Annotated in this window: 14 protein-coding genes; 3 read left to right on the top strand and 11 right to left on the bottom strand. The window is 61.4% G+C overall.

What is annotated here, in order from left to right; translation table 11 throughout:
- Nucleotides 1-258 precede the first annotated feature (258 nt).
- Nucleotides 259-675 carry a GFA family protein gene (locus tag AC0L3D_RS09525; protein WP_473628297.1) on the bottom strand — a complete coding sequence of 139 codons (417 nt, stop codon included), beginning with the start codon at nt 673-675 and terminating at the stop codon, nt 259-261.
- Nucleotides 676-697: 22 nt separating this feature from the next.
- Nucleotides 698-1,168, bottom strand: a complete 471-nt coding sequence (locus AC0L3D_RS09520; protein ID WP_473628295.1) for an SRPBCC family protein — start codon at nt 1,166-1,168, stop codon at nt 698-700.
- A 115-nt stretch (nt 1,169-1,283) separates the two neighbouring features.
- On the opposite strand from AC0L3D_RS09520, the gene folP reads away from it, so the two are divergent.
- Nucleotides 1,284-2,135: a dihydropteroate synthase gene (gene folP / locus AC0L3D_RS09515; RefSeq protein WP_473644002.1), complete on the top strand. Its 852-nt coding sequence runs from the start codon at nt 1,284-1,286 to the stop codon at nt 2,133-2,135.
- Here the strand turns inward: folP and pqqE are convergent.
- Genes pqqE through pqqB form a run of 4 tightly spaced genes read right to left on the bottom strand, consistent with a single transcriptional unit; the run spans nt 2,119 to nt 5,223 of the window.
- Nucleotides 2,119-3,240, bottom strand: coding sequence for a pyrroloquinoline quinone biosynthesis protein PqqE (gene pqqE / locus AC0L3D_RS09510; protein WP_473628292.1), 1,122 nt, complete (start codon nt 3,238-3,240; stop codon nt 2,119-2,121). The two genes, folP and pqqE, sit on opposite strands and share 17 nt — an antisense overlap.
- Entirely contained in the window at nt 3,237-3,533 is a 297-nt protein-coding gene (gene pqqD, locus AC0L3D_RS09505) for a pyrroloquinoline quinone biosynthesis peptide chaperone PqqD (RefSeq protein WP_128166389.1), read from the bottom strand. Before pqqD ends, pqqE begins: the two co-directional genes overlap by 4 nt.
- A complete protein-coding gene (pqqC, locus tag AC0L3D_RS09500; protein ID WP_473477705.1) occupies nt 3,530-4,288 on the bottom strand; it encodes a pyrroloquinoline-quinone synthase PqqC in 759 nt (252 codons plus the stop codon). The genes pqqD and pqqC overlap by 4 nt, the downstream gene beginning before the upstream one ends.
- Nucleotides 4,285-5,223: a pyrroloquinoline quinone biosynthesis protein PqqB gene (gene pqqB, locus AC0L3D_RS09495; RefSeq protein WP_473644001.1), complete on the bottom strand. Its 939-nt coding sequence runs from the start codon at nt 5,221-5,223 to the stop codon at nt 4,285-4,287. Before pqqB ends, pqqC begins: the two co-directional genes overlap by 4 nt.
- A 220-nt stretch (nt 5,224-5,443) precedes the next feature.
- Here pqqB and AC0L3D_RS09490 point away from each other — a divergent pair, with 220 nt between their 5' ends.
- The gene (locus AC0L3D_RS09490; RefSeq protein ID WP_023797673.1) at nt 5,444-5,581 is read left to right on the top strand and encodes a hypothetical protein; all 138 of its coding nucleotides are present in this window, start codon (nt 5,444-5,446) and stop codon (nt 5,579-5,581) included.
- A 50-nt stretch (nt 5,582-5,631) separates the two neighbouring features.
- On the opposite strand, the gene AC0L3D_RS09485 is transcribed toward AC0L3D_RS09490, so the two are convergent.
- From AC0L3D_RS09485 to AC0L3D_RS09470, 4 genes are all read right to left on the bottom strand, one after another.
- Nucleotides 5,632-6,189, bottom strand: coding sequence for a PQQ-dependent catabolism-associated CXXCW motif protein (locus AC0L3D_RS09485; protein ID WP_287249896.1), 558 nt, complete (start codon nt 6,187-6,189; stop codon nt 5,632-5,634).
- A gap of 10 nt (nt 6,190-6,199) precedes the next feature.
- A complete protein-coding gene (locus AC0L3D_RS09480) occupies nt 6,200-7,063 on the bottom strand; it encodes a quinoprotein dehydrogenase-associated putative ABC transporter substrate-binding protein (protein WP_473628287.1) in 864 nt (287 codons plus the stop codon).
- A 1-nt stretch (nt 7,064) separates the two neighbouring features.
- Nucleotides 7,065-7,586 (bottom strand): c-type cytochrome, methanol metabolism-related, encoded by a 522-nt coding sequence (locus AC0L3D_RS09475; RefSeq protein WP_473628286.1) that lies wholly within the window; start codon nt 7,584-7,586, stop codon nt 7,065-7,067.
- Between the two features lie 176 nt (nt 7,587-7,762).
- On the bottom strand, nt 7,763-9,661 hold the full coding sequence (locus AC0L3D_RS09470; RefSeq protein ID WP_353682499.1) for a methanol/ethanol family PQQ-dependent dehydrogenase: 1,899 nt from the start codon (nt 9,659-9,661) through the stop codon (nt 7,763-7,765).
- Between the two features lie 673 nt (nt 9,662-10,334).
- On the opposite strand from AC0L3D_RS09470, the gene AC0L3D_RS09465 reads away from it, so the two are divergent.
- Nucleotides 10,335-10,688, top strand: a complete 354-nt coding sequence (locus AC0L3D_RS09465) for a hypothetical protein (RefSeq protein ID WP_023797678.1) — start codon at nt 10,335-10,337, stop codon at nt 10,686-10,688.
- A 46-nt stretch (nt 10,689-10,734) separates the two neighbouring features.
- On the opposite strand, the gene AC0L3D_RS09460 is transcribed toward AC0L3D_RS09465, so the two are convergent.
- Nucleotides 10,735-11,598 (bottom strand): quinoprotein dehydrogenase-associated SoxYZ-like carrier, encoded by an 864-nt coding sequence (locus AC0L3D_RS09460; RefSeq protein ID WP_473643999.1) that lies wholly within the window; start codon nt 11,596-11,598, stop codon nt 10,735-10,737.
- Between the last annotated feature and the right edge of the window lie 322 nt (nt 11,599-11,920).

The following is an 11,920-nucleotide window of genomic DNA, read 5'->3' as shown; positions in this document are numbered from 1 at the left end:
TTGGCTCCGAGATCGGCTCCACGTACGCGAGCACAAGCGGAATCGGTTTTGCTTCCGGCGGTGCGGCCTGTAAGTCGAGCCATGCCTTCAATCCACACACAGCGACAGCCAAGCGGGGCAAAAAGTGCACTGTCACCGTAATGCACCGTGATGCGGAGCAGTCATCGAGGTCGGCCTAGCCCACCAGCCGATCCGCGCCTGCGGTGGGCGCAGATCCGCCTCCTGAAGATTGTGCGCGTCCGCCCTGCCGCCGGCCGGTCAGCCCGGCGGCATCTTCTCGAAGGTCTTCAGCGCGCTATCCATCTTGTCCCAGGGGAGAGCCCGGCTGCCGTAGGTGACAACGGTCGGATTGAACCGGCTCGGATCGTCGAGACTTCCAGCATAGACCGCGATCGGCTCCGGCATGGCGGCGAATGTCAGGTAGACCGGCGTTCCGCAGACCGGGCAGAACGAATGGATGTTATCATTGCCGCTGTCACCCGCGATGCGCCAGTCCGTCGCTGTGCCGGTGATCTTGACGTCTGCCCGCGACGGAAACGTCAGATAGGATTGGTGACCGGTGCCGCTTCTTTTCTGGCAATCGCGGCATTGGCAGTGGTTTTCGAAGATCGGGGCTGCCTTTGCCTCGTAGCGGACCGCGCCGCACGCGCATCCGCCGGTGTAGAGAGTGCTCATCTGCTCGGTCCTTTGTCCTGGGTCAGGCCGCCAGTTCGGACGCGCGCGGCTTGGCGAAGACATCGATCGCCTGACCCGTTTCGAGAAAGGATTTCAGGCTGGAGAGGACGATCGGCCAACCCTTTTTGATGCCCATGCCGCTGCCGGCTTCGAGGTCGTCATGGCTGACGGTCAGCCGGACCATGGCCTCGTATTCCTCGAGCTCGAAGGTCACCCGGCTGTAGCTCGCCGGATCGGACGCCTGCGAAGCGTTTGCCCAGGTGATGACGAGACGGGTCGGCGGCGACACCTCGACGACCTTGCCGACGAGCTCGACGGTCCGTTCGTCATTAGCGCGGATGTGCTGCCAGCTCGAGCCGGGCTTCCAGTCGGAGACGTTCTCGTGGCCCCAGTAGCGCCGTGCGAGGTCCGGTTTGGTTATGGCCTCGAACACCTTTCCCGGTGTCGAGACAATATAGGTCGTGTAAGTAAAGCTGATCGTTTCCCTGGTCATTGCTACGCTCCTTTTGTTTCGCGAGCATAGGTAGATGGGGAAACCGGGTTCGTGTGAGTGACAATCTTGTCGCGAATTGCATCTGATATGAAAATGAGATGAAAAAGGTTGACGCATGACGCGCTGGCAGCTTGCTCATGGACGGCATCTCGATCTTGGCGCGCAATCGTTGCTGATGGGGATTTTGAACGTCACGCCGGACAGTTTTTCCGACGGCGGAGAATTCGACCGGCCGGAGCGGGCGCTGCAGCAGGCGCGGCGCATGATCGGCGAGGGCGCGGCGATCATCGATGTCGGCGGCGAATCCACCCGGCCCGGCGCCGGCGCCGTTTCTGCGCGCGAGGAACAATCGCGCATCCTGCCGGTCATCGAGGCGCTGTCGTCCGACGGCGACAGCCTGGTTTCAGTCGACACCTACAGGGCCGAGACGGCGCGGCTGGCGGTCGCCGCCGGCGCGCATATCGTCAACGACGTGCATGGACTGCAGCGCGAACCCGACATCGCGCAGGTCGCGGCGGAAACCGGCGCCGGCCTCGTCATCATGCACACCGGGCGCGGCCGCGAAAAACTGGCGGATGTGATCGCCGACCAGTTCCTGTTCCTGAACAGATCGCTGGAGATCTCGCGCGACGCCGGCATCGCGGACGAGCGGATTGTGCTCGACCCCGGCTTCGCTTTCGCCAAGGACGGCGAGGAAAACCTCGAGCTCATGGCTCGCTTCGGTGAGTTGTGCGCGCTCGGTTTTCCATTGCTCGTCGGCACGTCACGCAAGCGCCTTGCCCGTCAGCTGGTCGGCGGAAGTGACGAGGGGCGAGACGTCGGCACAGCGGCAACAAGCGTCATCCTGCGGCTGAAAGGCGCTTCGATCTTTCGCGTGCACAACATTGCCGTCAATCGCGACGCACTGGCATTCGCCGACGCGGTGCGCGAGCGCGAGACCGGGGAAGAGATCAGGCGGGCTCGGTGACGACGCCGATCCGTCGGTAGACGAATTGTTCGTCGTTCGAAGGAACTGCCGCAGCACGCTGGGCTTCGTCGATCAGCATGGCCATGCGCGCATGGATCGGCGATTTCGCGCAAGCCGGGTCCGTCGCGGCGGCGTCGCCGGCAATCGCCATCGCCTGGCAGCGGCAACCGCCCCAGTCGATCTCACGCCGTTCGCAGCTGCGACAGGGCTGCTGCATCCAGTCGGTGCCGCGAAAGGCATTGAATGCCGGCGAATCGGTCCAGATTTCGGCCAGGCTGCGCGGGCCGAAACGCTCAAAACTGAGCGACGGGATGGTCTGTGCGGCATGGCACGGCAGCACGGCGCCGTCCGGCGCCACCATGAAGGCGTCGCGCGCCCAGCCGCCCATGCACGGCTTGGGATAGATGGCGAAATAATCCGGCGTGACGAAATCGATGTTCATGATGCCGGTGAGCCGTTCGCGCGCCGCCGCGACGATCTCCGCCTGACGGTCGACCGCAGCACGCTCGGGCATCAGTTGATCGCGATTGGTCAGCGCCCAGCCGGCATACTGCACGTTGGCGATCTCAAGCCGCTCCGCGCCGAGCGAGAGCGCCAGGTCGATGAATTCCGGCACTTCCTCGATGTTGTGGCGATGGATCGGCGCGTTGATGGTAAGCGGCAGGCCGGCTGCGCGGGCGCGGCGTGCCGTCTCCAGCTTCTTTTCGTGGCCGCCTTTGTGATTGCCGATGCGGTCGGTGGTCGCCGGCCGTGCGCCTTGAAAACTCAGTTGCAGATGGTCGAGCCCGGCTTCGGCAAATGCCTCGATGCGGCCTTCGGCAATGCCGACGCCGGCGGTGATCAGGTTGGTGTAGACGCCGCGCGCCGAAAGCCCGGCGATCAGTTGCTCGAGGTCGCGGCGCAGCGTCGGTTCACCGCCCGACAGATGCACCTGGAGAACGCCGAGATCGGCGGCCTGCGAGAACAGATCAAGCCAAGTCTGTGTATCGAGTTCGCGATTGGCTTTCAGCAATTCGAGCGGATTGGAGCAATACGGGCATTGCAGCGGGCAGCGATGCGTCAGTTCCGCCAGCATGCCGATCGGAGGGAGAAGGGGCTCGCTCATAGTTTTACCAGCAGCTTGTCCGACCATTCTTGCAGGAAGGCGACGACGTCGGCCGCCACCGCCTCCTGTTCGGCGTCATAATCCGCGGCAAGCTCGGCGATGATGTGGCCGACCGTGGACCGTCCATCGCAGCGGCGCAATATATCGAGGCTGATGTCGTTCGGCCAAAACACCTTTTCCGGCGAAAGCACGGCGAATGCCTGCCGCACGGGATCGTACTGTATGCGCACGTGCTTCGGCAGCGACGGCACCGATCGCGGTGAAACCAAAGCTCTTTCGCGCAGCGCCATCATCGGACTGGCTCCGGACGGAAGGCGCCGGGAGGGATGTTTCCCGGCTGGCCATAGGCGTGTTGAAGCGCGTCGAGCATGGCCCACAGTATATCGCATTTGAACACCAGCGCATCGATCGCCTGCTGCTGGCGTTCCGCCGTGTCGGCATGGCCGAGCACGTAAGCGAGGGCGAAGTCGGCGTCGCGCGAGGCCTGTTCGGGCCGTCGGCTGAAATAGGCCAGCGTATCCTCGGTGATGTAGTCGTATTTGGCCAGCATCGCCGGGACCCGTTCGCCGATGATGAGCGGCGAGAACATCTCGGTCAGCGACGAGGCGACCGCCTCGAACAGCGTCCGGTTCGTGCAAAAGGCGAGGTAGGCGCCGACCGCGAAACGTGTCGCCGGCAACGCCAGCCTTTCGCTCTTCACGTCATCGGCATCGAGGCCGAGCGAGGTCGCCAGATGCAGCCAGCGCGCGATGCCGCCGCTCCAACCGTCCTCGCCATCATGGTCCTCGATGCGTTTGCGCCAGGCGGCGCGAAACGCCGGGTCCTGCGCATGTGCGAGGATCATGGCGTCCTTGCGCGGGATGACGGCCTGGTAGCAATAGCGGTTCAGCGCCCAGGCCTGCATCTCGGTCCTCGACAGCGCACCGCTGGTCATCCTGTGGTGGAAAGGATGGCGGTTGTGATAGCGCTCGGCGCCGACCTGCCGCAGCACGGCTTCGAGCTCGCTGGAGGACAGGCCGTTCCTGGCCGCGTCGTGGAAATCACTCAAAATTCCATCTCCATCCCATCGCGGGCGACTTCCCAGCCAGCCGCTTTGACCGCTGCGTGCTCGGCCGAATTCTCGTCCAGAACCGGATTGGTGTTGTTGATGTGGACGAAGACACGGCGGCCGATCCCCACATCGGCCAGGCCGGCGATCGACCCCTCGTCTCCCGACATGGCCAGATGCCCCATGCGCGCACCGGTCTTTTGGCCGACGCCGGCGGCAATCATCTCGTCGTCGGTGTAGACCGTGCCATCGAACAGGACGCAGGCGGCATCGGCCAGGCGCGTGCGCAGGGCTGCATCGATGCGCGCGCAGCCTGGGATGTAGAAGACGGAGCCGTGACTGCCGGCACCGCCGATACGGACGCCGATCGTGTCGCCGGCGTCGGAACTGAAATTGGCTTCCGGCCGGCTTCTTTCCTCGAGATAGAGGGCTATCTTGCCGGGCACAGGAAAACTCTCGACAGTCACGCCGGTGTCGTGGCCGTCTGCGTCGCATATCGCCAGTTCTTCGGCCGGCGGCAAGATGCGTCGCGGCACGAGCGCTGGATCGAGGACATTGAAGATCGAGTTCGCTTCCAGCGTCTCCAGCACCTGTGTCGTTGCGTAGATGGCGAAGGGCTGCCGCTCACGCAGGCTGAGCAGGCCGGCGACATGATCGACATCGGCATTGGTCAGCACCACCGCGCGGATAGGCGTCGAACGCAACAGCGCATCCTGCGCCGGCTGCAATTCAGGCGTTTGCGCAATCTGCTGGCGGATATCGGGCGAGGCGTTGAAGAGAACCCAGCCGGCCCCATCCACTGAGGCGGCGATGCTTGATTGGGTTCGCGAATGCACGCCAGCCATCCCGGTGCGAGCCGCGCGGCTCAGGCGATAGTTGCAATTCCACTGCGGGAAGCCGCCGCCTGCCGCCGAGCCGATGATCTTCAAGCGCATTGCAATGCCCGCTCTGCGGCTTGTTCAACCAACAGCAAATTTTCGACCGCGAATGGCTTCGCGCCCGCATTGAACGCGTCAAAGCCTTTCACGAAGACCTCGCGCGGGAAGACAGTGCGTGTCCCCGTTGCCGGGGACACGCACCTCTGCGGCCTACTTCTTGGGAGTAATTTCAGCAGGCAGATACCGCGAAATCTCGAAGCCCGCAGCAACTTGGCACATGGTCGGTTTTGTCCAGCTCTTCTTCATGGCATATCTCCTCTTCTACCAGCCCGAAGGGGCCGATCCTTTTCTCAGTCAACCATTGCTGGGCACCATTGCAATGGCTCGTCCATCAGCTCTCAAAATGGACAAATGAAACGGCAGGTTCTGAAAAGTCGAAAAACAAGAAAATAACAATGCTCATGCTCAATTGCTAATCACATAAGGCTTCCTTTCCTCCAGCGGAAGGTTGGCACGTTCCCATCCATCGGCGCCGGGCGGATACCAGATCACCGAACTGTAGCCCCATTCGATGGCCCGTTTCGCAGCATTCCACGACATCCAGCAATTCGTCATGCAATAGAACAGAATGGCACGCGACTTGTCGGGACCGGCTTCGGCCGCGAGGCCTTGGCGAAAATAGTTGGCGGTCTCCTCGGAGATAGCACCGTAACCGACATTGGCCAGCCAGGTGCTGCCTGGGATGTCCTTTCTGATCTTGGCTCTCCAAATCGTTCCCGCCGGCAAATTAGCCGGCTTCGGCGTGTTAGGCATGACGTCGAAGAACACCGCCTTCTTCTCCCGCCACAGCGCCTCCGCCTCCGCCGTCGTCACGACCTTCGCGCCCTGCAGCGTCTGCGGCACCGGCGCCCGATAGTCGTCCATCCGATAGCCACCGGGCTCGGCGATATCGCCAGCCCACATCGGTTCGGTCAGACCGAGAAGGCTCGCGGCAACCAGCAAAATCGTCTCCTTTCCCTTCATGCGTTTCTCGTCATTGCGTGATCGGATTATCGTGTTCGTCGATCAGCGGCACATCGTAGTCCAGCAGGATCCTGGTGATCTCCGCCTGGTTTTCCCTGATCACCCGGTTGAGCGTCCGCTTCCATTCCTGGTCGGATGGACGCACGCCCATGGTGATGCGGTATGACATGCGTGAGCCGGTCTTTTCCTTCACCAGCGGAACGATCGTGAGATCGGCGCCGAGTTGCTTGGCGTAGTAGCCTGCCATCGGTCCCCACATGACCGCCGCATCGATCTTGCCGGCGAGCATGTCCTTGATCATGACTTCCCCCATGGAGGGGGTGAGGCGGGTATCCACCGCCAGCGGATAGATCTTTGCCGTTCGCATGAGCTTGTTGGCGGCCATGTTGGCAGTCGGCGGTGTGCTTTCGACGACGCCGATCCTCTTGCCAGTGAGTTTCGGATCCTCGATGGTCTCGACGCCTTCCATGCCGTTGCCCTTCGGGTGCACCAACACGTAGGACGAGCGATAGTAAGCGTTGGTGTTTTGCACCAGTTCATCGCCCTGGGCATAGCCCATGATGATGTCGCATCGGTTGGCCGCCAGCGTGTTCCGCACAAAGCCGGCGACAAGAGGAAACCATGTATAGGCGACGGACTTTCGGCCGGTTTTCGCGGCGACCAGGTCGGCCAGCCGGTTTTCGAAGCCTTCGCCGCTCTCGTCGGTGAACGGCATGTTCGAAGGATCGGCGCAGACGCGCAGAATTTCTGGGTCGACCAGTTCGCCCGCGGCACCAAGGCCGGCGTCCTGCGCCTGGGCGTTCGCAGACAGCAAGGCGAGTGCGCCGAGCATCGGCAGGACAAAACACAGCTTCAACGCGTCACGGCCAATCATATCATCCACCCATGCAGGATGCTTCGGCATCCTTCGCTGCCTGTGGCTTGTCTGCTTTCTTCGGCGGCCTGCCGCGCGGCGCCGCACCGTCGGCGCGGGCACGCAGATAGACGTAGAGATCATCCATGTAGCAATAGACGTTCTTGTTGTCGCCAAAGGCAGGCATGACATTTTCCTTGCCGCCGCCGACATTCTTGCGGCCCTCGGCGACGATCGAGATGAAGGTGGCGTAATCCATAGTTTTCAGGCTGTTGAGCAGGGCCGGCGCATAGCTCGAACCGGTGCCGTCCGGTCCGTGACAGACATGGCAATCGGAGTGATACCGGCGGTAACCGCTGAACGTATACCAGTCGACGGCTCCGTTTTCGATCTTGAAGGTCGGATTTCCGTCCGCGTCGAAATGCTTGCCGCCTTCTTCCGTCACCGCCTTGGCTTTTTCAGCGCTGTCCTGGGCATGCGCGAGGCTTGAACTTGCCAGAGGCAGCGCCAGGGCGAGAGCGGAAATTACAATGCGAACGGTCATTCAGCTACTTCCTTGATTTCTTGATTTCGCCTGCACACGGTTTTGCTGTCGTGAAGCGGCATGGATCGATGTGGGTGCGCGGCGAAATTGAGAGCCCGGTCCTGGCTTCCCGGTGATCCGGGCTCTCGCTTTTCAAGCCTTGGTCTTCTCACAAGCCCGAGGCGTGCTCCCGTATATCAGTCCGGGAGGCCGAAGACGGTGAGCTGGCCACCCAGCGTCGTGTAGTCGGCAAGTGCTGCGTAGCCACCGACCGCGCCCAGACCAGCAGTTCCAACGACCGCAGCCTCGTCGCCTTGCGCACGGCCCTGATCGACGGCGCCATGCCAGGCAGCGGCGTTGTCGGGCGAAAGCAGTCCGCCTGCCAGACCGATACCGGCCCATCCACCGACGCCGGACAGAACGGCGATGTACTGCTTGCCGCCATTCTCGTAGGCCGTGATGTTGCCGATGATGCCGGACGGGGTCTTGAACTTGTAGAGTTCATTGCCGTCATGATCGACCGCCTTGATGTAGCCCTCGAGCGTGCCGTAGAAGACCACGTCGCCTTCGGTCGCCAGCGCGCCCGACCAGACCGAGAATTTCTCGGGCTTGGACCAGACGATCTCGCCCTTGGCAGCATCCCAGGCAATGAAGTTGCCCATGTGGTCGGCTCCAGGGGGAGGATACATCGACACGGTGGCGCCCACGTAAGGCTGACCGGCGGTGTAGCTCACCTTGTAGGGCTCATAGTCCATGCAGACATGGTTTGTCGGCACGTAGAACAGACCGGTCTTCGGCGAATAGGTCGCCGGCTGCTGGTCCTTGGTTCCAAGCGCGGCCGGGCAGATGCCCGTCGAGTTGGTGTCTTCGCCGTTCTGCTGGGTCGAATATTTGGCCACCACCTGCGGGCGGCCGTACTGGTCGCTGCTGGGGTCCATGTTGACTTCCGTCGCCCAGTTCACCGCCGGATCGTATTTCTTGGCGACGAGAAGCTCGCCATTGGCGCGATCCATGGTGTAGGCAAAGCCATTGCGGTCGAAATGCACCAGCACATCGCGCTTGGCGCCCTTGATGTCCATGCCGTCGACAAGGATCATCTCGTTGACGCCGTCATAATCCCACTCGTCATGCGGGGTCATCTGGTAGAGCCACTTGGCCATCCCGGTATCCGCATCGCGAGCCATGATCGTCATCGACCAGCGATTGTCGCCCGGCCTCTGGACCGGGTTCCAGGTCGATGGATTGCCGGTGCCGTAGTAGATCAGGTTAAGCTTGGGATCATAGGCGTACCATCCCCAAGTCGTGCCGCCACCGGTCTTCCACTGCTCGCCTTCCCAGGTGTTCGTGCCCGAGTCCGCGCCGACCGGTTTGCCGAGATGGGTGGTCTTTTCGGGATCGATCAGGGTTTCTGCATCGGGTCCCGTCGAATAGGCCCGCCAGGCAAGCTTGCCATCCGAAAGATTGTAGGCCGAGAGGTGGCCGCGAACGCCATATTCGGCGCCGGAGATGCCGACGATAACCTTGTCCTTGACGACCACAGGCGCCGACGTGCCGGATTCGCCCTTTCCGCCGTCGATCTGATCGCCGTTCTTGACCGTCCAGACGACTTTGCCGGACTTGGCATCGAGCGCCACGACGGTGGTGTCGGCCTGGTTGAGGATGATCTTGCCGTCACCATAGGCAACGCCACGGTTGACCGTGTCGCAGCACATGATGCCAATAACATTCGGGTCTTGCTTGGGCTCGTATTTCCAGAGGATCTTTCCGTCATTCTTGAGATCGAGAGCATAGACGGTGTTGGGGAACGGCGCGTGGACATACATCACATCGCCGATGACCAGCGGCCCGCCTTCATGGCCGCGCAGCACGCCAGTGGAGAAGGTCCACTTGACCTGCAGGTTCTTCACATTGTCCTTGGTGATCTGGTTGAGCTTGGAAAAGCGGGTGTTGGCGTAGTCACCCGTCTGCATCACCCAGTCCTTGGGGTTTTCGGCCATTTTCATCAGTTCTTCATTGGCCGACGTCATGTGGACCGCGCCGAACGACATGAGCGCCGCGGTCGTTAGTAGGTAGGCAGTTTTCGCTAATACACGCATCAAAGTCCTCCCAGGGTGCACAATGACGAATCGTCCGTTGAGCCCACCAGGGCTTGCCCAAGCGATTCATGTGGGGGAAGTATTTCCGGCAGCGTGTCACGACCTAAGCCGAATGAGCAGAGGGCACCGTTACTGCCCATCCCACCTGGCCTACGAAAGACTGTCGCCGCTCCCTAATTGACGGTGACGCCCTTGAAGCCGGAAACAGGATGAAGCTATGTCATCCCCAGAAGGAAGGCAAGAAAAATCACTTCCATCTATGTTGCACTGCAATATAGAGAAATAGATATGAAAAAATCCGGACTGAAAGCTATTGATCGACTGTGGATGAAGCGCGATTTATATAAGTGGTTAAATTTTACGTATTTTTTGGGCAAAATGTATTGATTTTTATTTGGGAATATTCGCTGGATCGTATGATTTTAAGTATGCGCGCGTAGCTTCGGGTGCCGATAGTGGAGGAGACCTGAAATCAAGCTCAGCACCAGGATTCGGAGCCGATGTTCGTGCTGTCGGGGAGGCCTTTTGCCGGCCGGGACCGCCCTGTCCTTTGGTACTATATGGCCTGCATGAGAACTTGACGGGCGTGGCGACAGGAGGCCAACTGGTGCGGTGATCCGTCTCGATCCATTGGGCTCGATCTGTCACGTTCCGGGCCAATCGGAGGTTCCCCATGATCAGATATGTCGGCTTTTCGAGCTTGCCGCTGTTGCTCACGTCGGCCCTGGCCTTCGCCAATCCGGCCGGCGCCGCCTCAGATTATCCGACGGTGACGGTTGTCGACTATGTGCTCGGCTGCATGCAGACGAATGGCCAGACACGTCGGGCGCTGGAGAGCTGTTCCTGCTCGATCGACGTCATCGCCTCGATCCTGCCATTCGAGGACTATGAAAGGGCCGAGACCTTCAAGAGCATGTCCCTGACGACAGGGGAGCGTTCGGGACTGTTCCGCGAAAGCGCGCCGGCAAAAGCCGCAAGCACGGGACTGAAGCGCGCGCAGGCGGAAGCCGACGTGCGCTGCTTTTAGACGCTGTGTAAGACCGCCGACGGCGGCTGCATACGGTTTCGAGGCTTCAAAGCCCCGTAGCCTCCAGCGGCCATTGATTGCGAAATATTTTGCCGTCCGTATCGATCGCTTCGACCTGGATCTGGCCAGTGCCGTGCGCGGTGAAATCGAACCGGAAATTGGGATCTTCCGAAATCGATATCCCCCCTTCCATCGACAGGATCAGCCGGTCTGCCTGCGAGACCGACAGTTTCTGAACGAAATGCGCGGGGATGAAATACTGGGTCAAGGGGTTGCGCTGCAGGCCCGAATTGTTCGGGTGGCGGATCATCAGCTGCAATTCCTGCGCCTTTGTCATCGTCTCTTGCGGCGGGAATTGGCGCAGCTTCATCTGCCCCATCGTTGCCATCGCTTCGTCCTGGTTCTTGAGCGCCGGGGCGGAGCATCCGCCTGACGCCTTGACGAAGGTCTGGGCCATGTGAAGCTCGCCGCCCTGCGTCTCTGCTATGGCACGCAGATAGGAATAGTCGTCGACGCGCACGCGCGTCGACAGATGTGTCACACCGGCGTCCTTGCCGATCTCGAACGTCGCCGCGACCGGCGCTGGATTGACGTCGATGATCAAGGTGACGGATTTGATGCCGGCGGGCGCCTTGGTCGGGTCGATATAGATGTCGACAGGCACGATGGCGGCATCCTGCGCCCGCTTCGGCGCCTCGATCCTGACGACGCCGCTATCGACCAGAATTGCCCGATCGCCGAACACGTCGCCTTTCAGATCCTGCCAGATCCTGTCCGAAGAGGCGGTTGTCTGCTGGGCGTTGGCGGCGCCGGAGGCGCCAAAGAGCGCGCCGATGGCCAGGATGATCGCGGCGAAGACGGCCGCCAGCGGCAAGCCGAGCTGCCGGCTCCGGTAAGCGTGGTTCTGCATTTCGATGCCTCCACCAATGTCAGAGAGGTGGTGCCCAGGCCGATGTCGAGGATAGACCCTTGACGATGCGTTGGCAAATCGATCCCATCTCATCACCAGGGCAATCGATTCAGACAGATGATGGCGTCCAATCTGTGCGAAGGCGATCGATTGTCGATGTCGGCGCTGCCCCTCATCGCCCTGCCGGGCACTTCTCCCCGTGAAGGACGGGGAGAAGGGGCTTAGCCGCAACGCTGGCGACCCCCTCTCCCCGTTTTTCACGGGGAGAGGGTAAGGGTGAGGGGCAGCGCCGACCTGAATCGATTGCCCCAACTTCATCACG

The organism is Mesorhizobium sp. WSM4837, from assembly GCF_055811435.1.
The sequence above is the reverse complement of the archived record's forward strand: the minus strand, read 5'-3'. Positions and strand labels throughout refer to the sequence as shown.

Excerpts from the sequence above, each read along its gene's own strand:
- AC0L3D_RS09525 (WP_473628297.1), bottom strand. The coding sequence starts at position 675 with ATGAGCACTCTCTACACCGGCGGATGCGCGTGCGGCGCGGTCCGCTAC.
- AC0L3D_RS09520 (WP_473628295.1), bottom strand. The coding sequence starts at position 1,168 with ATGACCAGGGAAACGATCAGCTTTACTTACACGACCTATATTGTCTCG.
- folP (WP_473644002.1), top strand. The coding sequence starts at position 1,284 with ATGACGCGCTGGCAGCTTGCTCATGGACGGCATCTCGATCTTGGCGCG.
- pqqE (WP_473628292.1), bottom strand. The coding sequence starts at position 3,240 with ATGAGCGAGCCCCTTCTCCCTCCGATCGGCATGCTGGCGGAACTGACG.
- pqqD (WP_128166389.1), bottom strand. The coding sequence starts at position 3,533 with ATGATGGCGCTGCGCGAAAGAGCTTTGGTTTCACCGCGATCGGTGCCG.
- pqqB (WP_473644001.1), bottom strand. The coding sequence starts at position 5,223 with ATGCGCTTGAAGATCATCGGCTCGGCGGCAGGCGGCGGCTTCCCGCAG.
- AC0L3D_RS09490 (WP_023797673.1), top strand. The coding sequence starts at position 5,444 with ATGGTCGGTTTTGTCCAGCTCTTCTTCATGGCATATCTCCTCTTCTAC.
- AC0L3D_RS09485 (WP_287249896.1), bottom strand. The coding sequence starts at position 6,189 with ATGAAGGGAAAGGAGACGATTTTGCTGGTTGCCGCGAGCCTTCTCGGT.
- AC0L3D_RS09480 (WP_473628287.1), bottom strand. The coding sequence starts at position 7,063 with ATGATTGGCCGTGACGCGTTGAAGCTGTGTTTTGTCCTGCCGATGCTC.
- AC0L3D_RS09475 (WP_473628286.1), bottom strand. The coding sequence starts at position 7,586 with ATGACCGTTCGCATTGTAATTTCCGCTCTCGCCCTGGCGCTGCCTCTG.
- AC0L3D_RS09470 (WP_353682499.1), bottom strand. The coding sequence starts at position 9,661 with ATGCGTGTATTAGCGAAAACTGCCTACCTACTAACGACCGCGGCGCTC.
- AC0L3D_RS09465 (WP_023797678.1), top strand. The coding sequence starts at position 10,335 with ATGATCAGATATGTCGGCTTTTCGAGCTTGCCGCTGTTGCTCACGTCG.
- AC0L3D_RS09460 (WP_473643999.1), bottom strand. The coding sequence starts at position 11,598 with ATGCAGAACCACGCTTACCGGAGCCGGCAGCTCGGCTTGCCGCTGGCG.